Annotated in this window: 25 protein-coding genes; 20 read left to right on the top strand and 5 right to left on the bottom strand. The window is 27.6% G+C overall.

Annotation, left to right across the window (positions count from 1 at the left end):
- The 14 genes from G3997_RS12015 to G3997_RS09615 all read left to right on the top strand — a co-directional run.
- A partial coding sequence (locus G3997_RS12015) for a GMP synthase (glutamine-hydrolyzing) (RefSeq protein ID WP_442971286.1) occupies positions 1-108 on the top strand: 108 nt, incomplete at its 5' end.
- Between the two features lie 88 nt (positions 109-196).
- Positions 197-382 (top strand): BMP family ABC transporter substrate-binding protein, encoded by a 186-nt coding sequence (locus G3997_RS09675; RefSeq protein WP_296645564.1) that lies wholly within the window; start codon positions 197-199, stop codon positions 380-382.
- A 35-nt stretch (positions 383-417) separates the two neighbouring features.
- Positions 418-1,188, top strand: a complete 771-nt coding sequence (locus tag G3997_RS09670) for a BMP family lipoprotein (protein ID WP_296645563.1) — start codon at positions 418-420, stop codon at positions 1,186-1,188.
- A gap of 498 nt (positions 1,189-1,686) precedes the next feature.
- On the top strand, positions 1,687-3,018 hold the full coding sequence (locus G3997_RS09665) for an NCS2 family permease (protein ID WP_296645562.1): 1,332 nt from the start codon (positions 1,687-1,689) through the stop codon (positions 3,016-3,018).
- Between the two features lie 243 nt (positions 3,019-3,261).
- Positions 3,262-3,738 (top strand): 5-(carboxyamino)imidazole ribonucleotide mutase, encoded by a 477-nt coding sequence (purE, locus tag G3997_RS09660; RefSeq protein WP_296645561.1) that lies wholly within the window; start codon positions 3,262-3,264, stop codon positions 3,736-3,738.
- Between the two features lie 6 nt (positions 3,739-3,744).
- Complete coding sequence (purC, locus tag G3997_RS09655) at positions 3,745-4,440, top strand: phosphoribosylaminoimidazolesuccinocarboxamide synthase (protein WP_296645560.1); 696 nt, start codon at positions 3,745-3,747, stop codon at positions 4,438-4,440.
- A gap of 11 nt (positions 4,441-4,451) precedes the next feature.
- On the top strand, positions 4,452-5,819 hold the full coding sequence (gene purF, locus G3997_RS09650) for an amidophosphoribosyltransferase (protein ID WP_296645559.1): 1,368 nt from the start codon (positions 4,452-4,454) through the stop codon (positions 5,817-5,819).
- Entirely contained in the window at positions 5,813-6,883 is a 1,071-nt protein-coding gene (gene purM / locus G3997_RS09645) for a phosphoribosylformylglycinamidine cyclo-ligase (protein ID WP_296645558.1), read from the top strand. The genes purF and purM overlap by 7 nt, the downstream gene beginning before the upstream one ends.
- Positions 6,877-7,470: a phosphoribosylglycinamide formyltransferase gene (gene purN, locus G3997_RS09640; protein ID WP_296645557.1), complete on the top strand. Its 594-nt coding sequence runs from the start codon at positions 6,877-6,879 to the stop codon at positions 7,468-7,470. The genes purM and purN overlap by 7 nt, the downstream gene beginning before the upstream one ends.
- On the top strand, positions 7,463-8,995 hold the full coding sequence (purH, locus tag G3997_RS09635) for a bifunctional phosphoribosylaminoimidazolecarboxamide formyltransferase/IMP cyclohydrolase (protein ID WP_296645556.1): 1,533 nt from the start codon (positions 7,463-7,465) through the stop codon (positions 8,993-8,995). The genes purN and purH overlap by 8 nt, the downstream gene beginning before the upstream one ends.
- A gap of 10 nt (positions 8,996-9,005) precedes the next feature.
- Complete coding sequence (gene purD / locus G3997_RS09630; RefSeq protein ID WP_296645555.1) at positions 9,006-10,280, top strand: phosphoribosylamine--glycine ligase; 1,275 nt, start codon at positions 9,006-9,008, stop codon at positions 10,278-10,280.
- Between the two features lie 211 nt (positions 10,281-10,491).
- Positions 10,492-14,289: a phosphoribosylformylglycinamidine synthase gene (locus G3997_RS09625; RefSeq protein ID WP_296645554.1), complete on the top strand. Its 3,798-nt coding sequence runs from the start codon at positions 10,492-10,494 to the stop codon at positions 14,287-14,289.
- Positions 14,290-14,449: 160 nt separating this feature from the next.
- Entirely contained in the window at positions 14,450-16,321 is a 1,872-nt protein-coding gene (gene htpG, locus G3997_RS09620; protein ID WP_296645553.1) for a molecular chaperone HtpG, read from the top strand.
- 94 nt (positions 16,322-16,415) lie between these two features.
- A complete protein-coding gene (locus G3997_RS09615) occupies positions 16,416-17,171 on the top strand; it encodes a MerR family transcriptional regulator (RefSeq protein ID WP_296645552.1) in 756 nt (251 codons plus the stop codon).
- A 71-nt stretch (positions 17,172-17,242) separates the two neighbouring features.
- On the opposite strand, the gene G3997_RS09610 is transcribed toward G3997_RS09615, so the two are convergent.
- Positions 17,243-17,527 carry a hypothetical protein gene (locus G3997_RS09610; protein ID WP_296645551.1) on the bottom strand — a complete coding sequence of 95 codons (285 nt, stop codon included), beginning with the start codon at positions 17,525-17,527 and terminating at the stop codon, positions 17,243-17,245.
- Between the two features lie 317 nt (positions 17,528-17,844).
- Here G3997_RS09610 and G3997_RS09605 point away from each other — a divergent pair, with 317 nt between their 5' ends.
- The 5 genes from G3997_RS09605 to G3997_RS09585 all read left to right on the top strand — a co-directional run bounded on the left by G3997_RS09605 (position 17,845) and on the right by G3997_RS09585 (position 20,628).
- The gene (locus tag G3997_RS09605; RefSeq protein ID WP_296645550.1) at positions 17,845-18,108 is read left to right on the top strand and encodes a hypothetical protein; all 264 of its coding nucleotides are present in this window, start codon (positions 17,845-17,847) and stop codon (positions 18,106-18,108) included.
- A gap of 210 nt (positions 18,109-18,318) precedes the next feature.
- On the top strand, positions 18,319-18,822 hold the full coding sequence (locus tag G3997_RS09600; RefSeq protein ID WP_296645549.1) for a metallophosphoesterase family protein: 504 nt from the start codon (positions 18,319-18,321) through the stop codon (positions 18,820-18,822).
- A 32-nt stretch (positions 18,823-18,854) separates the two neighbouring features.
- Positions 18,855-19,682 carry a DUF5685 family protein gene (locus G3997_RS09595; RefSeq protein ID WP_296645548.1) on the top strand — a complete coding sequence of 276 codons (828 nt, stop codon included), beginning with the start codon at positions 18,855-18,857 and terminating at the stop codon, positions 19,680-19,682.
- Positions 19,683-20,123 (top strand): hypothetical protein, encoded by a 441-nt coding sequence (locus G3997_RS09590; RefSeq protein ID WP_296645547.1) that lies wholly within the window; start codon positions 19,683-19,685, stop codon positions 20,121-20,123.
- 10 nt (positions 20,124-20,133) lie between these two features.
- Positions 20,134-20,628, top strand: a complete 495-nt coding sequence (locus G3997_RS09585) for a hypothetical protein (protein WP_296645546.1) — start codon at positions 20,134-20,136, stop codon at positions 20,626-20,628.
- Between the two features lie 53 nt (positions 20,629-20,681).
- Here the strand turns inward: G3997_RS09585 and G3997_RS09580 are convergent, their stop codons facing one another.
- Together G3997_RS09580 and G3997_RS09575 are read right to left on the bottom strand one after the other, a co-directional pair.
- A complete protein-coding gene (locus G3997_RS09580) occupies positions 20,682-21,452 on the bottom strand; it encodes a hypothetical protein (protein ID WP_296645545.1) in 771 nt (256 codons plus the stop codon).
- Positions 21,453-21,532: 80 nt separating this feature from the next.
- Positions 21,533-22,261, bottom strand: a complete 729-nt coding sequence (locus G3997_RS09575; protein ID WP_296645544.1) for an HAD family hydrolase — start codon at positions 22,259-22,261, stop codon at positions 21,533-21,535.
- 207 nt (positions 22,262-22,468) lie between these two features.
- Between G3997_RS09575 and G3997_RS09570 the strand changes: the two genes are divergently transcribed.
- Complete coding sequence (locus tag G3997_RS09570) at positions 22,469-23,554, top strand: hypothetical protein (protein ID WP_296645543.1); 1,086 nt, start codon at positions 22,469-22,471, stop codon at positions 23,552-23,554.
- 138 nt (positions 23,555-23,692) lie between these two features.
- On the opposite strand, the gene G3997_RS09565 is transcribed toward G3997_RS09570, so the two are convergent.
- Positions 23,693-24,151, bottom strand: a complete 459-nt coding sequence (locus G3997_RS09565) for a hypothetical protein (protein ID WP_296645542.1) — start codon at positions 24,149-24,151, stop codon at positions 23,693-23,695.
- A gap of 337 nt (positions 24,152-24,488) precedes the next feature.
- Positions 24,489-24,908 (bottom strand): PAQR family membrane homeostasis protein TrhA (gene trhA / locus G3997_RS09560; protein WP_296645541.1); only part of this gene is annotated, 420 nt, incomplete at its 5' end.

The raw sequence follows: 24,908 nt of genomic DNA, 5'->3' as shown, positions 1-24,908 counted from the left end.
TCTAACGCTAAAAAAATATCAAATAGAATAGTAAAYGAAGTTGATGGAGCAAACAGAGTAGTTTATGATATAACTTCAAAACCACCAGGAACAATAGAGTGGGAATAAAAAACATATAAATACATTTAATATAATGCATTAGGAGAGAATAAATATCAAATTTAAAAAATTAGCAGCATTAAGTTTATCAGTTGTAATGTCAGCATCAATGTTAGTAGGATGTGGTACTAAATCAACTGAAGGAAACTTAACAGCATCATCAGATATAAAAATAGGTATGGTAGCTGACCTTGGAGGAATAAATGATGAATCATTTAACCAAAGTGCATGGGAAGGTCTTCAACAAGCAGAAAAGGATTTTGGAATAGAAATAGTGGAGTAGAAAAAGTTTACGGTCTTAAAGAAGATGGTCAAAATATGGAAAGTTTATTAGATGAAGATGTAGATATGGTAATAGGTGTAGGATACACTATGAAAGAAGATATACAAAAGCAAGCAGAAAACTATCCAGATAAGCAATTTGTATTAATAGATGAAACATATGATACTATACCTAAAAATGTAACGCCGATATTATTTAAGGAAAATGAAGCAACATTCTTAACTGGTCTTATAGCAGGTAGAATGACTAAAACAAATCAAGTAGGATTTATAGGTGGTATGGAAAATCCTATTATAGCTAGATTTGAATATGGATTTAAATATGGTGTAAAAACAGCTAATAGTGCTGCAAATGTTAAAACTCAATATGCAGGAACATTCTCTGATGCAGCAAAAGGAAAGTCTATAGCTAATCAAATGTATGGAAATAATATAGATATAATATTATCTGCAGCAGGAGGAACTGGATTAGGTGCCATAGAATCTGCTAAAGAAAATAATAAGTACGCAATTGGTGTTGACAAAGATCAAAGTAGTTTAGCTCCAGATAATGTATTAACTTCAGCATTAAAGAAAGTTAATGTTGGTGTACATGATACTGTAAAAGAATTAGTTGATGGAAATWGAAATAGTGGAGTAGAAAAAGTTTACGGTCTTAAAGAAGATGGTGTAGGAATACCAGAATCAACTAAGAACTTAGTACCACAAGATATAATAGATTATGTTAATTCTATGATAGAAAAAATAAAGAATGATGAAATAAAAGTACCTTCAAATGAAGAAGAGTATAAATCTATGCAAAAATAAATTAATAAGCTAATAAGCAATACAAAAAAGTCCAATTAACATTGGGCTTTTTTGTATGTAAATATACGAACTATTTACAAAATAGTAAATATAGTTATATCGATACATTGGTTTTGAGCATAAAAAATATTTTGAACAACGGACAAAGTCGTTGGCGACATGAGCGAAGCGAATTTTTTATATYAATTAAATTTTTAAAGTTTACAAATGGTTATGTTATAAAGTTATGATGTTATCATTTAAGTCTAAAAAATAAGAGTGATATCTTTAAATCATTAAAGGTATATTTTTGTATATAGTTCGAATTTTCATCTAATAATAAGTGATAAAGTTAATAAAATGATATAAAATATAAAAATAAAGATAAAATGACGAATTATAATTTAAAAATTTATAAAAAATATTAATAAAATACTTACTAAAAATAGAATTATATAATACAATTATTAATGTGATCTTAGTAACAAAACGAACTATATAAATTATATGGAGGGGAAAATGCAGGTAATTCAAGAAACTAGAAAAAATTGGTTAGATAAGACTTTTAAATTATCAGAGCATAATACAAATGTAAAAACAGAAGTAATAGCAGGAATAACAACATTTATGACAATGGCATATATATTAGTCGTAAATGCTAATATACTTTCAGAAACAGGTATGGATAAAGGGGCAGTATTTGCAGCAACAGCAATAGCTGCATTTATAGGAAGTTGTGCAATGGGGCTTTTAGCAAATTATCCAATAGCACTTGCTCCAGGAATGGGACTTAATGCATTTTTTGCATATACAGTAGTATTAGGAATGGGATATAGTTGGCAATTTGCTTTATGTGCAGTATTAATAGAAGGAATTATATTTATATTACTTACAATAACTAATGTTAGAGAAAAAATAATAGACTGTATACCACCAGTATTAAAACATGCGGTTACAGCAGGAATAGGATTATTTATAGCATTTATAGGATTAGCAAATGCAGGTATAGTAGTTAATGGAGCTACAATACTTCAATTAGGAGATTTAACAGATCCATTAGTATTATTAACTATATTTGGTTTAATATTAGCTGGGATACTATTAGCTAAAAATGTTAAAGGTGCATTTCTTTTAGCTATGTTAGTTGTATCATCAATAGGTATGGTAGCAGGACTTGTGCAAATACCAAATGCAATAGTATCAGCTGCTCCATCAATAAAGCCAATATTTATGCAGGCTTTATCAGTTCCAGTGAGTCAAATATTTAGTTTTGATATGGTTTTAGTAGTCTTTACATTCTTATTCGTTGATTTATTTGATACAGTAGGATGTTTAGTAGGTGTAGCATCAAAAGGTAATATGTTAGATGAAAATGGAAAACTTCCAAAAGCAAAACAAGCATTATTTGCAGATGCTATAGGAACAACAGTAGGAGCTTTACTTGGAACATCTACAGTAACGGCATATGTTGAAAGTGCGTCAGGAATAGGTGAAGGGGGAAGAACGGGATTAACATCAATAACAACAGGATTAATGTTTTTACTTGCATTATTCTTTGCACCAATATTTACATCTATACCAACACAAGCAACAGCTCCAGTACTTATATTAGTAGGAGTTATGATGGCAAGTTCACTTTCAAAAATAGACTTTAATGATTTTACAAATGCAATACCAGCATTTTTAACATTTACTATGATGCCACTTGCTTATAGTATAGCTGATGGAATAATATTTGGTATAATATCTTTCACAGTTTTAAAATTAGCTACTAACAAAAAGAATGAAGTAAACTTATCATTAATATTACTTTCAGTATTATTTATATTAAAATTTGTATTCTTAAAATAATAAATTGGCCTAGCACTATAAAAGTGCTAGGCTTTTTTATTAAAGAAGGATAAAAATTTTACGAATTATTAATAAAGTTTTTATAATAAAGTTCGTAAAATACTTGATAATAAATGAAAAATATAATAATATATAAATATAATATTACGTAATATAAAGAACATTATTAAAAAAATTATAATAACATTCGATAAAATTTAAAAATAATATAAATAACATGTCATACTTATGGGGGGAGTAAATATGAGAGTAGCTGTAATAATGGGTTCAAAGTCAGATTATCCTAAACTAGAAGAAGGAATAAATTTATTAGAAGGATTTGGTGTAGAAGTTGCTGTAAGAGCACTATCAGCACATAGAACGCCAAAACAATTAGTATCATTTTTAGAAGAGATAGAAAATAACACAGATGTAATAATAGGGGCAGCAGGAAAAGCAGCACATTTACCGGGAGTAATAGCTTCTCATACCTTAATACCAGTAGTAGGATTACCAATAAAATCATCTACAATGGATGGTTTAGATTCACTTTTATCAATAGTTCAAATGCCACCAGGTATACCAGTAGCAACAGTAACAATAGATTCAAGTATAAATGCAGCATTAATGGCACTTCAAATTATGAGTATTAAATATCCAAAAGTAAAAGAAGATTTAGTTTTATATAGAAAAGAAATGGAAGATAAAGTTCTAGAAGCAGATAAAAATTTAAGGGGGTAATTTATTATGTTATTATATGAAGGAAAAGCAAAACAAATATATTCTACAGAAAATGAAAATGAGTTTATAGTTTATTTTAAAGATGATGCAACAGCATTCAATGGGGAGAAAAAAGCTCAAATATCATCAAAAGGCATTTTAAATAATAAAATTTCAACAATATTATTTGAAATGTTACATGAGGAACAAATCAAAACGCACTTCATAAAAAAGATATCAGAGAGGGAAATGTTAGTTAAGAGAGTTGAAATACTACCGCTTGAAGTAATAGTAAGAAATATAACAGCAGGATCATTCTGTAAGAGATATGGAGTAGAAGAAGGTATAGTTTTAGATGAGCCAATATTCGAATTATCTTACAAAAATGATGCATATGGAGATCCTATGTTAAATAATGACCATGCAGTAGCAATGAAGTTAGCTACTAGAGAAGAATTAGAATTTTTAAGAAATGAAACTTTAAAAATAAATGAAATAATGAAAGAATTTTTCTTAAAAATGAATTTAAAATTAGTTGATTTTAAATTAGAATTTGGGAAAGACAGTGAAGGAAACATAATATTAGCAGATGAAATATCTCCTGATACTTGTAGACTTTGGGATGTAGATACAAATGAGAAATTAGATAAAGATAGATTTAGAAGAGACCTTGGTGATTTAGTACAAGGATATGAAGAAGTTCTTGCTAGAATGAGCAACTAGGAGGACATTTTATGTGTGGTATAGTAGGGATTTATTCAAATAAAAACATAGCTAAAGAATTATATTATTCTTTATACTCTATTCAACATAGAGGTCAAGAGAGTTGTGGAATTGCAATATCTGATGGAGAAAAAATAAATTATAAGAAAGATATGGGATTAGTTGGAGATGTATTTAAAGAAACTGAACTAGCTAACTTAAAAGGAAATATAGGTATAGGACATGTTAGATACTCAACAGCTGGAGGAAGCCATTTGTCAAATTGCCAACCATTAGTTGGGAAGTGTAGAAAAAGAGAATTAGCATTAGCTCATAACGGAAATCTAGTAAATGCAAATTATTTAAGGGATATGTTAGAAGAAGATGGGTATATGTTCCAGGCAAACTCTGATACAGAAGTAATTTTATATATATTAGCTAGATACTATAAGGGAGATATAGTAGAAAGTTTAAAAATAACTATGGATTATATAAAAGGAGCATATTCTCTTGTAATAATGGGAGAAGATGAGTTAGTAGCAGTTAGAGACCCACATGGATTTAGACCTTTAGTACTAGGAAAAAAAGGTGATGAGTATATATTTGCTTCAGAAAATTGTGCAATAGATATACTTGGAGGAGAGGTAATAAGAGATGTTGAACCTGGTGAAATAGTAGTTGTAAAAAATGGTGAACTTAAATCTTATTTCTACTCTGAAAATTATAAATTAGTTAAGAAAAGTTGTATATTTGAACATATTTATTTTGCAAGAAATGATGCGACTATAGACAATGTAAATGCATATGATTTTAGAGTAAAATGTGGAGAAGTATTAGCTAAAGAGGAAGATATAAAAGCTGATATAGTAGTTCCAGTTCCTGATTCAGGATGGGCAGGTGCTGTTGGTTATTCTAATGCAAGTAAACTTCCTTTAAGTGAAGGATTAATTAAAAATAGATATGTAGGTAGAACATTTATAAAGCCTACACAAGAAGAAAGAGAAATAGGGGTTAAGATAAAATTAAATCCATTATCAAGCGTAGTAAAAGGTAAATCTATAGTGTTAATAGATGATTCTGTAGTTAGAGGTACTACTTCTAAACTAATAGTGAAATCATTAAGAGATGCAGGAGCTAGTGAAATTCATTTAAGAATAACATCTCCTCCAGTACAGTATTCATGCTATTACGGAATAGATACACCACATCGCTCTAACTTAATAGCTTCTAACAATAGTGTAGAAGAAATTAGAGAATATATAGGATGTGATAGTTTAAAATTCTTAGATATAGACTTAATGATAGAAGCTACAGAAAATAAAGCTACTTTCTGTAAGGCTTGCTTTAATGGAGATTATCCAGTTAAGAAATTAGATAGGGAGGAACTACTTTCATGTTAACATACAAACAATCAGGTGTAGATATAGATGAGGGAAATAGAGCAGTAGATCTTATAAAAGGAAAGATAAAATCTACTTATGACAACAATGTAATAGGTGATTTAGGAAACTTTAGTGGACTATATAGCCTAAAAGAATTTGTAGGCATGGAAGAACCTGTTTTACTTTCTTCTACTGATGGAGTTGGTACTAAATTAAGGTTAGCTCAAATGATGGATAAACACGATACAGTAGGAATAGATTTAGTTGCAATGTGCGTTAATGACTTAATATGCCAAGGTGCTAAGCCATTATTCTTCTTAGATTACATAGCTACGGGAAAATTAGTTGCAGAAAATATAGAACAAATAGTTAGCGGAATAGTTGATGGATGTAAAATAGCAGGTTGTGCATTAATAGGTGGAGAAACTGCTGAAATGCCAGGAATGTACTCTAATGACGATTATGATTTAGCAGGATTTTCTGTTGGAATAGCAGATAAATCTAAAATAGTTTCTGGTCAAAATGTTAAATCAGGTGATGTTTTAATAGGAATATCATCAAGTGGGGTACATAGTAACGGATACTCTTTTATAAGAAAAATATTCTTAGATACTTATAATTATAAGTTAGATGACTATATAGAAGAATTAGGAATGACTTTAGGAGAAGCTTTATTAACTCCAACTAAAATATACGTTAAGTTAGTATTAGATTTATTAAAGCAATATGATATAAAATCAATAGCTCATATAACTGGTGGAGGAGTTATTGAAAATATACCAAGAGTTATACCTAAAGGATTAGGAATAGATATAAATAAAAATTCTTGGGAAAAACCAACTATATTCAATTTAATAGAAAGTTTTAATGCAATAGATGAAAGAGAATTACATAAGAGTTTTAATATGGGGATTGGATTAGTTATGGTAGTTGAAGAAGATAAAGCTAAAGAAGTAATTAACTTTATAAATGGTAGAGAACAAGAAATAAATATAGATGAAAAATATAATGATTTATTAAAAGATAAAGCATACATAATAGGTAAAGTTGTTGATACTCATGAAGGAGTAAATTTATGTTAAATATTGGAGTTTTAATATCTGGTGGAGGGACGAATTTACAAGCTATCATAGATGAAACAAAATCTGGGGGAATAAACGGTACGGTAAAGATTGTTATTTCAAATAAAAAAAATGCCTATGGTCTAGAAAGGGCTAGGCTAAGTGGTATTGAATCAGTTTATGAAACAGATGAAGATAGGATAATAGAGATATTAGAAGAAAAGAATATAGATTTAATAGTTTTAGCAGGATATTTAAAAATAATAACTCCTAAATTTGTAGATAAGTTTAGAAATAAAATAATAAATATTCATCCATCGTTAATACCTTCTTTCTGTGGAAAGGGGTATTACGGTGAAAAAGTACATCAAGGTGTAATAGATTATGGTGCGAAGATAACTGGAGCTACAGTACATTTTGTAGATGAGGGAGCAGACACTGGAGCTATAATAATGCAAGAAACCGTAAATGTAGAACAAAATGATGATGTAAAGTCTCTTTCAAAAAGAGTTTTAGAGGTTGAACATAGAATCTTAAAGGAAAGTATAAGATTGTTCTGTGAAAATAAATTAAGTATTCAGGGTAGGAGAGTGTTTATAAATGAGTAAAAGAGCATTAATAAGTGTGACAGATAAAAGTGGAGTAGTTGAATTTGCTAGGGAATTAAATAATCTAGGATATGAAGTTATATCTACTGGAAATACATTTAAGATACTAAAAGAAAATGGGGTAAATGCAATAACTATTGATGAAGTAACAAAATTCCCAGAAATGCTAGACGGAAGAGTTAAGACATTAAATCCATATATACATGGTGGAATACTTTATAAAAGAGATGAACAATCTCATGTTGATACTATAAATGAATATAATATAGGTTCTATAGATTTAGTAGTAGTTAATTTATATGACTTTGAAGGGACTTTAAAAGCAGGAAAAAGTCATGATGAAATGATAGAGAATATAGACATAGGCGGTCCGTCTATGATACGTTCAGCGGCTAAAAACTATAAAGATGTAACTGTAATAGTTGATGTAGCTGATTACGATATGATAATAGAAAAATTAAAAACTAATACTCTAACTTTAGAAGATAGAAAGAAATTATCATATAAAGCATTCTCAACTACAGCTAGATATGATGCTCTTATATCTACTTATTTTGCAGGTGAAGTTAATGATGAATATCCAGAAATACTTAATTTAACTTTCCAAAAGGAACAAACTTTAAGATATGGAGAAAACCCACATCAAGCAGGTGTTTTATATACTCAACCAAATGCTAAAAATCCTATATTAAATTATGAACAATTAAATGGAAAAGAGCTTTCTTTTAATAATATAAATGACTTACACGGATGTTTAGAAGTTATGAGAGAATTTAAAGATAATGAAGAAGTTGTTTCTGTAGCTATAAAACACACTAATCCATGTGGAGTAGGGCTTGGAAAGGATGCCTTAGAAGCATACACAAAATGCTATGAAGCTGATAAAGTTTCAATATTTGGAGGAATAGTAGGAATAACTTCAACAGTAGATGTTGAAACTGCTAAGAAGTTAAAGGAAATATTCTTAGAAATAGTAGTAGCCTATGACTTTACAGAAGAAGCTTTAGAAGTTTTAAAACAAAAGAAAAATTTAAGAGTATTAAAATTAGCTAAAATCGAAGATAGCTTACAACCATACGATATGAAGTATTTAGATGGAAAACTATTAATACAAGATAAAAATAATGCACTAGCAGAAAAATATGAAACAGTAACTAAAGTTAAACCTTCTAAAGAGCAACTAGAAGATATGAAATTTGGTATGAAAATAGTTAAAAATATGAAATCAAATGCCATAGTTATAGTTAAAGATGGTCAAACATTAGCATCAGGATGTGGTCAAACATCAAGAATATGGGCACTAAAAAATGCTTTAGAAAATAATAAAGATAAGGATTTTAGTGGAGCAGTACTTGCATCAGATGCATTTTTCCCATTTGACGACTGCGTAACATTAGCTAATGAATATGGAATAAGTGCAGTAGTTCAACCTGGTGGTTCAATAAAAGACCAAGATTCAATAGATGCTTGTAACAAATATGAAATGACAATGGTGTTTACAGGAACAAGACACTTTAAACACTAGGGGGTAATTTATGAAAATATTAATTGTAGGCAGCGGTGGAAGAGAACATGCTATAGCTTGGAAATTAAGTAAAGAAAATAATGTTGAAAAAATCTATTGTGCTCCAGGAAATCCAGGAATAGGAGAGGTTGCACAATGTTTAGATATAAATGATAGTGATATAAAAAACTTAGTAAAGTTTGCAAAGGAAAATCATATAGACTTAACTGTAGTGGGGCCAGAGGTTCCTCTTGTAAATGGTATAGTAGATGAATTTGAAAAAGAAGGGTTGAAAATATTTGGACCAAATAAAGAATGTGCTAGATTTGAAGGAAGTAAGGCATTTTCTAAAGACTTTATGATAAGACATAATATACCAACTGCTAAGTATAAGCAATATACAAATTTAGATGAAGCTATAAATGAAATAGATAGCTTTGGATATCCAGTAGTTATAAAAGCTGATGGGCTAGCAGCAGGAAAAGGTGTAGTGATACCACAAAATAGAGAAGATGCAATAGCAACTTTAAAAGAAATGATGAGCGATAAAAAATTTGGAAGTTCTGGAGAAAAAGTAGTAGTAGAAGAATTTTTATCAGGAATTGAAACTTCTATATTAGCATTTGTAGACAATAATACTATAGTTCCTATGGTAAGTGCTAAAGACCATAAGAAAGTGTATAACTTTGAAAAAGGTCCTAATACAGGAGGTATGGGAACTTTTTCTCCAAGTGAGATATACACAGATGAGTTGTCAAAAGAGATAAAGAAGCAAATTTTAAATAAAACATTAGATGGTTTTAAAAAAGATAATTTGAATTATAAAGGTATATTGTTTGTTGGACTTATGATAACAGAAGATGGTCCAAAGGTACTTGAATATAATGTAAGGTTTGGAGACCCTGAAACTCAATCTGTTTTATTTAGACTAGATACTGACTTACATAAAATAATGGAAGCTATATTAGAAAACAGATTAAAAGATATAGAAATTAACTATAAAAAAGAAGAAGTTGTTTGTGTAATGCTTACATCAGGTGGATACCCAGAGGATTATGAAAAAGGAAAGGTAATTACAGGAATTGAAAATCTAGATGAAGATATAGTTGTTTTCCATAGTGGAACTAAGATAGTTGATGGAAACTTAGTTACTAATGGGGGAAGAGTTATAGGAATAACAGCAAGTGCAGATAGTGTAGAAGAAGCAGCTAAAAAAGTATATAAAAATATAGAGAAAATAAACTTCGAAGGAATGCATTATAGAACTGATATAGGGATGCAGTTAAGTAAAGAATTATCTTTCTAAGTATAGATTTAGTTAAGTAAAGAATTATCTTTCTAAGTATAGATTTAGTTAAAAATAGATTTTATGGCTTAAATAATAAAATTTAAGTCATAAAATCTAACTTATAATAAGTGACTCGTTACCAGGTTGCTTAAATCATATATTTGAGCAATGTGGTAACGAGCTACTTAGTAGCATTGTCATTTTAATTATATAAAAAGGGAGAAAAGATATGTTAAGTACTATAAGTTTAGAGTCAAGTGTTAGAAGAATATTAGTTGAAAAAAGACAAGGATTTGACCTTGAAGCTAGAGCTTTAAAAAAGGATTTAATAGAAAGCTTACACATAGATACTATAGAAAATATAAGGGTTTTAAATAGATACGACATAGAAGGAATAGATAGAGAAGTATATGAAAATGCAGCAAAAACAATATTCTCAGAGCCTAATTTAGATATTGTTTATCATGAAACATTAGAGTTTAATAAAGGGGAGAGAGTATTTGCTATAGAGTACCTTCCAGGTCAATATGACCAAAGAGGAGATTGGGCGGCTCAATGTATACAAATAGTAAATGAAGGTAAGAGACCAGAAATAAATACTGCTAAAGTATATATACTAACAGGTAATATAACTGATGAACAGTTTGATAAAATAAAAGATTATATAATAAATCCAGTAGATAGCAGAGAGGATTCTTTAGAAAAGCCAGAAAGCTTAAAAATGGAAACACAAATTCCTACAGAAGTAGAAATACTAGATGGATTTATAGATTTAAATGAAGAAGGATTAAAAGTATTTTTAAAGAATAATGGACTTGCTATGACATTAGAGGATTTAGCTCATATTCAAGGATATTTTAAAAATACTGAAAAGAGAAATCCTACGATAACAGAGATAAAAGTATTAGATACTTATTGGTCAGATCACTGTAGACATACTACATTCATGACTGAAATAGAAGATGTAAAAATAGAAAGTGGTAAATATACAGATATAATAAAAGAAGCTTATGATATGTATCTTGAATCAAGAAAAAATGTTTATGTAGATAAACAAAAAGATATATGCTTAATGGACATAGCAACTATAGCTATGAAAGAATTAAGGAAACAAGGTAAATTAGAAGATTTAGATGTAAGTGAAGAAATAAATGCTTGTAGTATAAATGTTGATGTTGAAATAGATGGAAAAGTAGAGCCATACTTAGTAATGTTCAAAAATGAAACTCACAACCATCCAACAGAAATAGAGCCGTTTGGTGGAGCAGCTACTTGTTTAGGTGGGGCAATAAGAGACCCATTATCAGGAAGAAGTTACGTATACCAAGCAATGAGGGTTACAGGAAGTGCAGATCCAAGAACAACTTTAGAAGATACATTACCAGGTAAACTTATGCAAAGAAAAATAACTACTGAAGCAGCTCATGGGTATAGTTCATATGGAAATCAAATAGGTCTTACAACTGGTCAAGTTGCAGAAGCTTATGATGAAGACTTTGTTGCAAAGAGAATGGAAATAGGGGCAGTAATAGCTGCAGTACCTAAAGAAAATGTAGTAAGAGAAGTTCCTCAAAATGGAGATATAGTTGTACTTCTTGGAGGAAAAACAGGAAGAGATGGATGTGGAGGAGCTACAGGTTCATCTAAAGAACATAGCGAAGAGTCTATACTTACTTGTAGTGCAGAAGTTCAAAAAGGAGATGCACCAAATGAGAGAAAGATACAAAGATTCTTCAGAAATAAAGAAGTAGCACAAATGATAAAAAGATGTAATGACTTCGGAGCAGGTGGAGTATGTGTTGCTATAGGAGAGGTTGCAGATAGTTTAGATATAAATCTAGATTTAGTTCCTAAAAAATATGATGGACTTGATGGAACTGAAATAGCTATATCAGAATCACAAGAACGTATGGCAGTAGTTATAGATGCTTCTAATAAAGATAAGTTCATAAGTTTAGCAAGACAAGAAAATTTAGAGGCAACTCATGTAGCTACAGTAACTAATACTGGATATATGAGGATGTTCTGGAATGGTAAAGCAATAGTTAATATGAGTAGAGATTTCATAGAAACAAATGGAGTTAAACAAACTACTAAAGTTCATGTTGATAAAGTTAATGAAGAAAGCACATTCTTTAAAAGTGAGTTAAAAGAAAGAGAAAGTGAATTAGCTATAGAAGAAGATATAAAAGATAAATTTATGGAAGTATTATCAGATTTAAATGTTTGTTCTAAAAAAGGATTAGTAGAAAGATTTGATAATACAATAGGTTCAAACACTGTACTTATGCCATTTGGTGGTAAGTACCAAGCAACGGAAGCTCAAGGTATGGTAGCTAAAATACCAGTACTTGGTGGAGAAACTAATACTTCAACAATAATGACATATGGATATAACCCTAAAATAGGAAAATGGAGTCCGTTCCATGGAGCATTATATGCAGTAGTTGAATCTGTGTGTAAAGCTGTGGCTATTGGGGGTAAATATGATTCAATAAGACTTACGTTACAAGAGTATTTCGAAAAACTTGGTGATAACCCAATAAAATGGGGTAAACCATTTGCAGCACTTTTAGGTGCATATTATGCTCAAAATAAACTTGGAATACCTGCAATAGGTGGAAAAGACAGTATGTCAGGTACATTTAAAAATATAGATGTACCACCAACGTTAGTATCATTTGCTGTGGATACTGTGGATGCAGATTATGTAGTATCACCAGAATTTAAGAAAATTAATTCACAAGTTGTAATGTTATGCACAGATAGATTAGAAAATGATGTAATTGATTTTGAAATGTTAAAGAAAAACTTAGATAAGGTAACAGAACTTATACACAATAAACAAGTATTATCAACATATGCACTTGGATTTGCAGGTATAGGAGAAGCTATATCTAAGATGTCATTTGGTAATAGAATAGGATTTAAGTTCGATGAAAGTATAGAAGATTTATTTAAACCTAACTATGGAAATATAGTACTTGAATTAGCAAATGAAGATTTAGATTTATTAGATGGATATAACTATATGGTATTAGGGTCTACAACAGAAGAACAAAGTATAATAATAGAAAATGAAGAGATATCATTAGAAGAATTATACAATTCTTATTGTGAAACACTAGAGCCTATATTCCCAACTAAGTCAGTAGATGTAAAAGAAAAGATAGAAACTATAAACTTTATATCTCAAGGTGAAGCTAAAAAATCATCTATAACTATAGCAAAACCAAGAGTATTCATACCAACGTTCCCAGGAACAAACTGTGAATATGATTTACAAAGAGCTTTTGAAAAAGCAGGAGCAAACACAAATATAGAAGTATTTAAAAACTTAACATACAAAGATATAGAAGATTCTATAGAAACAATAGTTAAACAAATAAAACAGTCACAAATAATAATGTTACCTGGAGGATTTAGTGCAGGTGATGAGCCAGATGGTTCAGCTAAGTTTATGGCTACAGTATTTAGAAATCCTAAAGTTGCTGAAGCTGTTAATGAATTCTTAACTAAGCAAGATGGATTAATGCTAGGAATATGTAATGGATTCCAAGCGCTTATAAAACTTGGATTAGTGCCATTCGGTGAAATAAGAGAAACAAGTATTGATGCGCCAACATTAACTTACAATAACATAGGTAGACATCAATCTAAGATAGTTAGAACAAGAATAGCGTCTAATAAATCTCCTTGGTTAGCGGGTACAGAAGTTGGAGACACTCACAGTATAGCAATATCTCATGGAGAAGGTAAATTTGTTGCTAGTGAAGAAGTTATGAGGCAGTTAATAGCTAATGGTCAAATAGCTACTCAATATGTAGATTTCAATGATAATGCTACGTATGATATAGATTTTAATCCAAATGGTTCAACTTATGCAGTTGAAGGTATAACAAGTGCTGATGGTAGAATATTTGGTAAGATGGGTCATTCAGAGAGAATAGGGGAGCATGTTATAAAGAATATAATAGGTAAAAAGGATCAAAAGATATTTGAATCTGGAGTAAATTACTTTAAATAAGATTAAGAAAAGAATAGTGTATTAAATTACTAATATACTATTCTTTTTATATTTTTTAGCACTCTATGATTGACAGTGCTAAAAAATATACTACAATAATATTTGTAAGGGGAACAGAATTTTATCCCATAAATTTTAATAAAAATTAGGAGGAGATAAAATGACAAATCAAAAGGGTAGCATATCAATACATACAGAAAATATTTTTCCAATAATAAAAAAATGGCTATACTCAGACAAAGATATATTTATAAGAGAGCTTATAAGTAACGGTTGTGATGCAGTAAATAAATATAAGAAATTAATTTCATTAGGAGAGGCTAAAGGCAATTCTGATGAAGATTATAAAATAAAAGTATATATAGATAAAGAAAATTCAGCACTTATATTTGATGATAATGGTATAGGTATGACTGCAGAAGAAGTAGAAAAATATATAAATCAAGTTGCATTCTCAGGTGCAGAAGATTTCTTTAACACATACAAAGATAAAATGAATGAAGAAAATGATATAATAGGACACTTTGGATTAGGATTCTATTCTTCTTTTATGGTATCTAAAAAAGTACAAATAGATACACTTTCTTATAAAGAAAATGCAACACCAGTAAGATGGGTAAGTGAAGATGGATTAGAATTTGAATTAAGTGAATCTAATTCTAGAAATACAAGAGGTACAACAATTACATTATTCTTAGAAGATGATAGTAAAGAATTCTTAGAAGAATACACAGTAAGAAGTATAATAGATAAATACTGCTCATTTTTACCAGTAAATATATACTTAGAAACTATAAAAAATGAAGAAGTAAAAGAAGATGAAGTAGTAGATACAACACCTATAAATGATACAAATCCATTATGGTTAAAAGCTCCAAAGGATTGTACAGATGAAGAATATAAAGAGTTCTATAGAAAAGTATTCAATACTTTTGAAGAGCCGTTATTTTGGATACACTTAAATGTAGATTATCCATTTAATTTAAAAGGGATATTATACTTCCCTAAATTAAAAAATGAATTTGAACTTATAGAAGGTAAGGTTAAATTATACAACAACCAAGTATTCGTGGCAGATAATATAAAAGAAGTTATACCAGAATTCTTGCTATTATTAAAAGGTGTAATAGATTGCCCAGATTTACCTTTAAATGTATCTAGAAGTTTCTTACAAAATGATAGAGATGTGAGTAAAATTTCTAAGCATATAGTTAAAAAGGTTGCAGATAAATTAAAATCATTATATAAAAATGAAAGAGAAAATTATGAAAAGTTCTGGGATGATATACAAGTATTTATTAAGTTTGGATGCCTAAAAGATGAAGGATTCTATGATAAAGTAAAAGAGTCTTTATTATTTAAAACTATAGATGGAAACTATATAACTTTAAATGACTATTTAGAAAACTGTAAAGAAAAACATGAAAACAAGGTATTCTATGTAAGTAATGAAGAGCAACAATCACAATATATAAAGTTATTTAAAGGTTATGGATTAGATGCAGTTATATTAGACTCTACAATAGATAATCATTTTATATCTATGATAGAATTTAAAAATCAAGGAGTGAACTTTAATAGAATAGATGCAGATTTATCTGATATATTAAAAGATAAGGATAATGAAGAAAATAAAGAAACAAGAACTGATATAGAAAATTTATTCAAAGAAGTGATAGGTGATAGAATAAAAACTTATTCTGTAGAAAGTCTAAAGAATGAAGAAACACCTGCAGTTATATTAGTTTCAGAACAATCTAGAAGAATGGCTGAAATGAAATCACAATTTGCAGGTATGGATTTTGGAATGAGTTTTGAAGAAGAAAAAACTTTATTAATAAATGATAATAGTTCAATAATTAAAAAGCTTGTTTCATTAAAAGATGATGAAAGTAAAAAAGAACAAGTATCATTAATTTGTAATCAAATAGCAGATATAGCTTTATTATCTAATAAAGAATTAGATTCTAAACAATTAGATGAATTTATAAAGAGAAATAATCAACTTATGAGCATGATAATTTCATTATAAGAAATCCCCTAAATGGGGATTTTTTATTTATATAATATTTTATTGTTGACCCTAACATTGTGTCATACCTTAATATAAACTTAGGAGGTGGAAAATGTATAAAATAAATGAAGTATCAAAATTAACAGGTGTAAGCATTAGAATGTTACATCATTATGATAAGATAGGACTTTTATCACCTAKTAAAAGAACTGATTCAAATTATAGAATGTATAATGATGAAGATATAACTAGGCTTTATCAAATACTACTTTTTAAAGAATTAGAATTTCCCCTTCAAGAAATAAAACAAATATTAGATGATAAAGAGTTTAATAGAAAGGAAGCTTTAAAAGTTCAACGAAATCTTATATTTGAAAAGAAAAAGAGGTTAGAACGGATATTAGAATCAATAGATGATACTATTGAAAATTTAGGAGGAACTATGAGTAAAAATAATTTTAAAGCATTTGATTATAAAGAAGTAAAAAAACATCAAGAAAAGTACAAAGAAGAAGTAGAAAAAAGATACGGAAAGAGTGATGCATATAAAGAAAGTCAGAAAAAAACTTCTAAGTACACTAAAAATGATTGGAATAATATAATGGAAGATGCTAATTTAATATATGAAGAATTAGCTAAGTTAATGGATAAAGACCCAGCAGATGAAAAAGTTCAGGAATTAATTGAAAAGTGGAGAAATCATATAACAACTAATTTTTATAACTGTACTATAGAAATATTTAGAGGTCTATCTCTTATGTATGTATGTGATGAAAGATTTACTAAAAACATTGATAAGTATGGAAAAGGATTAGCACAATTCATGAGTGATGCAATGAATATATATTGTAATAATAACACTAAATAAGTATGAAAAAGCCCATAGTAATTTAATTTACTAAGGGCTTAATTTTATATAATTTTAAACTAATAATAAGTCTATATGTAAGAWTAAACTAATAATAAGTCTATATGTAAGAACCCTTCCTTAACTCCATCAATTTGCACATCTGTTATTTTGCAATTTCTTATTTCTCCATTTAGATTAACTTCAACTACTTTACTTGCATCATTAGCATCTAAAAATCTTTGGAATTCAGTTCTATGAATTTCTACAGGTATACTATTATCTAATTTTTTTCCGTAAATTACAGCAGGTATATAACCTCTTTTTCTTATAGCTTTAGTTTTTTCATTTAAATCTCTGTTTAGTGCGTTTAGCATATTTTTATCCCCCTTATAACATAGAAAAAATTTAAGGCTTGTTTACCTATAATAAATAATATTTAAATATAAGTTTAATTATTCATAAAAATAAAAATAATTTGTATAGCAAGTTTAATCCAGTATAGACATAGGGATAATGTATAAAATAACAACAATGGAGACATTTTTAGAAAAGGATGTGAAAATATGTTCAAGCCTAAAAGAGTTTTATTTGAAAAGGGCACTTTAGATACAGAARWAACTATAATAATAATATATTAAAAATATAGATACTTTAATTTATATTATTAAATTAATATTGGGGGAAGATATATATGATAATGTATTTAAGAAATTCTGGTCATAAAAAAGGAAATCAAAGTAATATTCCTAATGTCATTGCATTTACTATGATAAGAAATTTTTTTAATGATAAAAGTTACCAAGAAATGAGAAGGGAATATTTTATTAGAGATTTAAGTTCTAATGAAATAAATCAAAGTATGAGAGATATTAAATGGTTATTTAAAGAGTATAAAGGGTTAGATGTTATAACTATTGAAAATAAAAAAGGGAATATAACAAAATTTATTTTATAAAATAGTAGATCCTCTTAGTGAGGGTCTTTATTTATTTAACAAAAAYAATATAAGTAATGTTAATACTATATAATTAAATGGTAAAATATATAATGTTAATACTATATAATTAAATGGTAAAATATATAATATATACCATAGTAAGCTTAAAATTAAAATTATAGGGAAATAATTATTACGAATAAAATCATAAATTATAGGAGAATATTAATGATTGGTTTAATATCAGATACACATGGTTTACTTAGACAAGAGGTAGTAGATAATTTAAATAATTGTAATTTAATAATACATGCAGGAGATATAGGTAAATTTGAAGTAATAGAAAACTTAAAGAAAATATCAAATGTAGAATTTATAAGAGGAAACTGTGATAAAGATAAAAGTATAGCAAAAGAAGATAGAATAGTAGAGATATATAATAAAAGAATATATCTAATTCATGATATATCAAAAATAAATATAAATTTAAAAGAAGATAATATAGATATTGTTGTATATGGACATTCTCATAAACCTAATATATATGAAGATAATGATATATTATATATAAACCCTGGGTCAGTTGGACCGAGAAGATTTAAATTACCTATATCTATGGCAAAGCTTAAGGTATTAGGGGATGCATCTTATTATGATTCACTAAAGTTAATTGATGAAAATATTTATAGATATAAATGTTATGAAGTAGAATTTATACCTATAGCAATATAAACAGTATATTTACACATTAGAAAGGAATAATTATGTTCGGATATGTAAAAATAAATAAAATGGATTTAACCTTCAGAGAATATGAACACTATAGAGGTTATTATTGTGGGCTATGTAAATGTTTAAAAGATAATCATGGTGAGATATCTAGATTATCTTTAAATTATGATATAACATTTTTAGTACTAATATTAACAGCGGTATATAAACCTAAATCTACTGTAATAGAAGAAGGGTGCATAACAAATCCATTTAAGAAAAAGAAAAAGATAATGAATGAAATAACAGAATATGCAGCAAGTATGAATGTACTTTTAACATATTATAAATTAGAAGATAATTTAAAGGATGATAATAGATTAAAGGATAAGATTGCATATAGTATGTATAAAGGAAGGTTAAAATCAGCTTATGAAAAATATCCTAAAAAAGCTGAATTTATAAAAGAACAATTAGAAATATTATATAATTTAGAGCAAGAAAAAAATACTAATATTGATTTAGTTTCAAATACATTTGGAAAGTTAATGTCAGAGATATTTGCATATAAAGAAGATGAATTTGAAAGTGAACTAAGAAACATTGGATTTAATATAGGTAAATATATATATTTATTAGATGCATATGAAGATTTAGACAATGACTATAAAAATGGTAGATATAATCCTTTTATAGACTACATAGATAGAAGAGAAGAATTAAAAGAGCGAGTAGATAAATTAATAAGTATGTCATTAGGAATGGTTGGTAGAAGAATAGATAAATTAAACTTAAAGGTCAATACATCTATAATAGAGAATATAATATATTCAGGTGTATATTTAAGATATCAAAATATATTAGAGGAAGGTGTTAAATAAATGTATAGCAATGTATATGATAATAAATTTTTAAATATAAAAGAACTTATTGATAAGTGTGAATTTGAAAAAGCATATAATGCGTTAAAAGGTATAAGTGAAAGATGTTCTAAATGGTATTATTTAAATTCATTGTCTGCTATGAATTTAGGATACTATGAAGAAAGTGAAGATAGTATAATAAAGGCAGCGGAACTAGAACCAGAAAATAAAGAATATAAGGAACTTTTAGAAAGCTATAATTTCTATAGAGATGACTACAGAGATAGATCTTATAATTACAATAGAAGAAGACATTCTGATTTAGGAGGGTGTTGTTGCTGTTGTTGTGATGATTGTTGCTGTTGCTTAGGTGATGACTGTTGCGAAGACTGTACAAAATTATGGTGTCTAGATTCATGTTGTGAATGCTTCGGTGGAGATTTAGTAAGCTGTTTCTAAGGGGGATTTGATGAGTAAAAAGATATCTTATAGTGGAATACTATTAGCTATAAATTTAATTTTATTAATACTGATAAATGTTATACCTATGAATACAATATTTCTTATGGGGTTAGCGTCTCTTCCAATATCTATAATAATAATGGAATATGGTCCTAAGAGTGGTTTTATTTTTTATATAGCATCTGTTATTTTAGGATTCATAGTAATTAATAGTAAATTTCAGTGGGTATTAAATACTTTTACATTTAGTATATATGGATTGATAAAATATATTATTGAGAGTGACAGACCTATATATATAGAATATATTCTTAAGATATTGTTTGCAAATATAGCGATTTTTATTGTTTATGTTATATTGAAACCATTTATTTATATACCTATAAGCTTATTTACAATATTAACTTTTGAAGTATTATTTATTGTATATGACCATATATATAGTTTGTTTATAGAATATTACAACACTAAGTTTAAGAAAATAATAAATAGAGTATTATAAAAAGAGATATGAATTAGAATAGATATGAATTAGAATTCATATCTCTTTTATGTTTATTTTAATTTAAAGTAATCTTTTTGTTGGTCGCTTATAGCTTTCTCGCATTTACCGCATGCGTAATAAGTATCTCCTAAATCAAATTTATTTGATTCTTTATTATAAACTAAATTTCTTTTATCTATAATACCTGAAGTTCTTAAATCAGTTTTGCAGTTTATACAAGTAGTAATATTGCATAAAGATTCTAGGTCTTTAGGAGTAGTACTTTCAACTAAAGAATTACAATTTAAACATATTACAGAGTTAAGTTCTTCCTTGGCTATTTCAATAGGCTTTTTTTCTTCAGTAGAGTATTTGAATATTTTATTTTCACAAACTATGTAACCCGTTTCAAATATGTTTGAGTTACACTTTTTACAAAGCACAGTTGGTATATTAAGGCTTTCTTTTTTTATACTTGTATTTTTATCACTTTTATTTTTTTCTTTATTTTTATTGTTTTGAGGGACTTCTTTATTAGGATTTTTTAATATATAGAAGTAATCATTTAAATCTTTATATTTATTTTGTCTTGCTACATAAACTAAATGGTCGTAAATAGTAGCAAATTCTTTATTTTTTGATTTTGAGTTAATGTCTATAAGTTTGTTCTCTATAGCGTATTTAACTATAGAAATATAGTTATACTTAGTTGCAAAAAATAGAACAAGCTCATCGAATATTCCTGCACCAACCTTATCTAAAAACTCTATCCATAAATCAGGTGACTCTAAATATAAATTTTTACTTAAATTATCTAAATCTTTTTCTATATTAGATTTCATTATATATACCTCCCTAAGAATTAAAAAAGGAATACCCCAAATATAATTATTTTTAATGAGATAGTCCTTTTTTACTATAATTATATATCAAATATATCTACATTTGGAGATAAAGAATAAATGATATCCTTTCTTTCAACTATTATTTGACTAGTTTTTGAAATGATAGGATCATTTGCAATATGACATAGAAGTTCTTTAGTTGGATTTATAGCAATTGGATTTCCAACTCTTCTTAACATATTTATATCTCCATTGGTATCACCATATGCATATGACTTATTTAAATCAATGTCATACTTCTTTACAAAATCATCTATAGCAGTATTTTTACTTCTTGAGTCCCACATAGGAATTACAGTACCGTTAAACGTTCCGTTTTCAAAAACATAGTTACTTCCTATAGAATCTGTAACGCTATACTTTTTAGCCATTTTTTCTACTAAAAAATTAGGGCTACCAGATATAAAGATTACAATGTGTTTATTATCTAAATGCCATTTTATTCTTGAACGAGTATATTTGTATACTCTATCAGATTTTAAGTTTATTACTTGGTCGCTAGTAAAGTCTATACAAGTTTTATCTAATCCGATTAAATACTTTACATATAAATCACATACTTCATCTAAATAATCATCATAATTACCCTGTCTCTTATCCCAGTCCATAAAAGTATCTCTAGCATGTTCAAGCCATGCTTTTTGGTCGATTATATCATATTTTATAAGCTTTTTAAAATGTTCAACCATAAGAGAATCCCTATAAAGAGTACCGTCTATATCAAAAAAAGCTGCTATTTTTCCCATAAAACTCACCTCTATTAACCATTTATTTTATTATATTACAAAAATTATGTAAGTTGTAAAATTATACAAAATAAATTAGAATTATTTTTATTATTTAATAAGCTTTATTAGTTTATAGTATATTCAAAAACATAGATATTGATTATGGTTAATTCACTAAAATGAAGAAAATAATAAGGATATATATGAAAATAAGGATGTGATTTTATGAAATTTAATTTTGCAAAGGTTACAAATTCAAGGCTTATGGGAACTATGGGTCTTATAATAGGTTGGGGAAATGAAGATGATAGAATAATACAATATTTTTTATTAGATGCGGAAGGTCTTGGACTAGCAGATTATGTTAGTTTAAAAAATCCAACTAAAGATGAATCATATAGAGAAGAAGAAAGACTTATGGGAGGATTAGGTTCAGATAGAATAAGAATATCTAAAGAAGAAGCTTTATTTTTAGTTAAATATTTTGGAAATAAAAACTCTTATTATGAAAAAGAACTTCCAGGTGAAGTTGATGAGTATATTGATATTATAGAAAGATATGAAACTGATTTGACTATAGAAGAGTTATATCCTAAGATATGTAAACCGATAGATGATGAAGTTGAGTTTATAAATTATATGACTATGAGATTTATAGCTTGGGATAGGGAAAGTTTAAAGTATTTTTCTAAAAATGACGAGATTTCAAATATGCATATAACTAATATAAATGGAACACTTTTAAAAAATATTGTAATTTCAAAAGGAAAAGGTAGATATATAAGTGATGCATTATATGAAGATAATGATGGATACTATAAATCTAAAATAGCTTTTAGTATAGATAAAAATGAAAATGGATTTAAAATTAATTCCATGGTAGTAACTGATAAGGAACCTATATTTGATTTTGAGGTTTTTGATGAGATATCTAAACCAGAGTTTGTAAGTATATATAATATAAAAAAAATAGATGAGTTTTTAGAAGTATTTTATAAAGATAATCCATTTGTACTAAAAAGTGAAATGGATAATAGTGTATTCTTTACAAGATTCAATTTTAACAATAATCATGTTAAGAAAGATGTATATATAATAAATAATGATATTAAAGCTATATATTATCAAATGGGAGACGAGTTTTTTGTAGGAACTTATAGTGACAATGATAGAAAGTATATAAATAAGATACTTCAGTGTAACTATAAGCAATATCTATATATTAAAGAAGAGTTATACTTTGAAGAAAATGTTCTATATGATTTTGTTGAATCTGGTTCAGAAGATTTTTATGATTTTTTAGATATATAAAAATAAATAAAGCCATGAATATTTATTCATGGCTTTATTTTGTATTTATAATATTGGGGGAATATTATGAGGAATACATTTATATTATAGACAGATATAAATTTCTTATACTACTTATAATAAATTTATTATAAAAAATTACATTTCTTCCTCATCAAATTCTTCTATGTTTATAGGAGTCATACCAGGCATCATCATATAAGGCATCATAGGAGTCATACTAGGCATCATCATATAAGGCATCATAGGTTGCATTTGTCCACTCATCATCTGCATCATCATTTGTTGCATCATTTGAGGTGGAATCATAGCAGGCATCATAGGCTGCATTTGCTGTTGCATCATATTAATATACATATCATCTTGATTATCACAATAATCCTCATCATACTCATCTAAATCATTAGCTCCTTGATACATGCAAGGGTTGTTCATATAAGGGTTCATATAAGTCATATATCCGCCCGTCGTATTTGGATTCATCTGCATACCACAAGAATTTACATACATCATAGGGTCTATATAAGGTCTAGGGTATATATAACTAGCATCCAAATCATCGTTATATTGGTTATTTGAATACATATCAAAGTTCATATTAAGTTGCACCTCCAAAAAATAATATACACAATACTATAAAATCACTTTAATAATATATATATTAGAAAAAATATTAATATGTGCATTTTCTGTATTAATTAAAAAATATTAATACAATAATAGCTCTACCTAGAATAAGGATATATTTAAAGTATTAAATATAAGATTTTTATAACTAAGCTAGTATATATAACTTATAAATAGAGAAATATATATATGGTAAATTACTTTTTAAAATAATTAAAAAAATAATAAAAAAAGTATTGACGATATAATTATTAGATGATATAGTTATACTTGTTCTTAAGGAAAGGGCAAAAGAAAATAAAAAACTTTAAAAAATTAAGTTGACAAAGAAAAACAACTTTRGCTTAGTAGCATATATTATAGCYCCTATAGTATAAAATATACCACCAATAACAAGTAATGACAAACCTTGTGGAGATAGAGCTGCCTTTAATGGTYCTATTAGGAATATAGCTAACCATCCCATTAGTACATAAATACTTGTTGAAAGCCACCTAGGGCAATTAAACCAAATTAATTTAAAACATATTCCAACTATAGCAATAGTTATTATTACACTAAATAAAATCCATCCTGTAATACCTCTAAGTGCAATTAAACAAAAAGGAGTATATGTTCCAGCTATTAAAAGAAATATCATAGCATGATCTATTCTTCTTAAATAACTTATAACCTTCTCTGTAGAAACAACTAAGTGATAAGTTGCAGAAGCTGAATATAAAAGAAT

It is taken from the genome of Romboutsia sp. 13368 (assembly GCF_018336475.1).
Classification (GTDB): Bacteria; Bacillota; Clostridia; order Peptostreptococcales; family Peptostreptococcaceae; genus Romboutsia.
The sequence above is the reverse complement of the archived record's forward strand: the minus strand, read 5'-3'. Positions and strand labels throughout refer to the sequence as shown.

Bases quoted from the DNA above. Each gene is read 5' to 3' on its own strand.
- G3997_RS09585 (WP_296645546.1), top strand. From the start codon at position 20,134: ATGAGTAAAAAGATATCTTATAGTGGAATACTATTAGCTATAAATTTA.
- G3997_RS09605 (WP_296645550.1), top strand. From the start codon at position 17,845: ATGATAATGTATTTAAGAAATTCTGGTCATAAAAAAGGAAATCAAAGT.
- htpG (WP_296645553.1), top strand. From the start codon at position 14,450: ATGACAAATCAAAAGGGTAGCATATCAATACATACAGAAAATATTTTT.
- purC (WP_296645560.1), top strand. From the start codon at position 3,745: ATGTTATTATATGAAGGAAAAGCAAAACAAATATATTCTACAGAAAAT.
- G3997_RS09665 (WP_296645562.1), top strand. From the start codon at position 1,687: ATGCAGGTAATTCAAGAAACTAGAAAAAATTGGTTAGATAAGACTTTT.
- G3997_RS09600 (WP_296645549.1), top strand. From the start codon at position 18,319: ATGATTGGTTTAATATCAGATACACATGGTTTACTTAGACAAGAGGTA.
- G3997_RS09590 (WP_296645547.1), top strand. From the start codon at position 19,683: ATGTATAGCAATGTATATGATAATAAATTTTTAAATATAAAAGAACTT.
- G3997_RS09565 (WP_296645542.1), bottom strand. From the start codon at position 24,151: ATGAACTTTGATATGTATTCAAATAACCAATATAACGATGATTTGGAT.
- purH (WP_296645556.1), top strand. From the start codon at position 7,463: ATGAGTAAAAGAGCATTAATAAGTGTGACAGATAAAAGTGGAGTAGTT.
- G3997_RS09595 (WP_296645548.1), top strand. From the start codon at position 18,855: ATGTTCGGATATGTAAAAATAAATAAAATGGATTTAACCTTCAGAGAA.
- G3997_RS09575 (WP_296645544.1), bottom strand. From the start codon at position 22,261: ATGGGAAAAATAGCAGCTTTTTTTGATATAGACGGTACTCTTTATAGG.
- purD (WP_296645555.1), top strand. From the start codon at position 9,006: ATGAAAATATTAATTGTAGGCAGCGGTGGAAGAGAACATGCTATAGCT.
- purE (WP_296645561.1), top strand. From the start codon at position 3,262: ATGAGAGTAGCTGTAATAATGGGTTCAAAGTCAGATTATCCTAAACTA.
- G3997_RS09675 (WP_296645564.1), top strand. From the start codon at position 197: ATGTCAGCATCAATGTTAGTAGGATGTGGTACTAAATCAACTGAAGGA.
- purM (WP_296645558.1), top strand. From the start codon at position 5,813: ATGTTAACATACAAACAATCAGGTGTAGATATAGATGAGGGAAATAGA.
- G3997_RS09580 (WP_296645545.1), bottom strand. From the start codon at position 21,452: ATGAAATCTAATATAGAAAAAGATTTAGATAATTTAAGTAAAAATTTA.
- G3997_RS09570 (WP_296645543.1), top strand. From the start codon at position 22,469: ATGAAATTTAATTTTGCAAAGGTTACAAATTCAAGGCTTATGGGAACT.
- purN (WP_296645557.1), top strand. From the start codon at position 6,877: ATGTTAAATATTGGAGTTTTAATATCTGGTGGAGGGACGAATTTACAA.
- G3997_RS09625 (WP_296645554.1), top strand. From the start codon at position 10,492: ATGTTAAGTACTATAAGTTTAGAGTCAAGTGTTAGAAGAATATTAGTT.
- purF (WP_296645559.1), top strand. From the start codon at position 4,452: ATGTGTGGTATAGTAGGGATTTATTCAAATAAAAACATAGCTAAAGAA.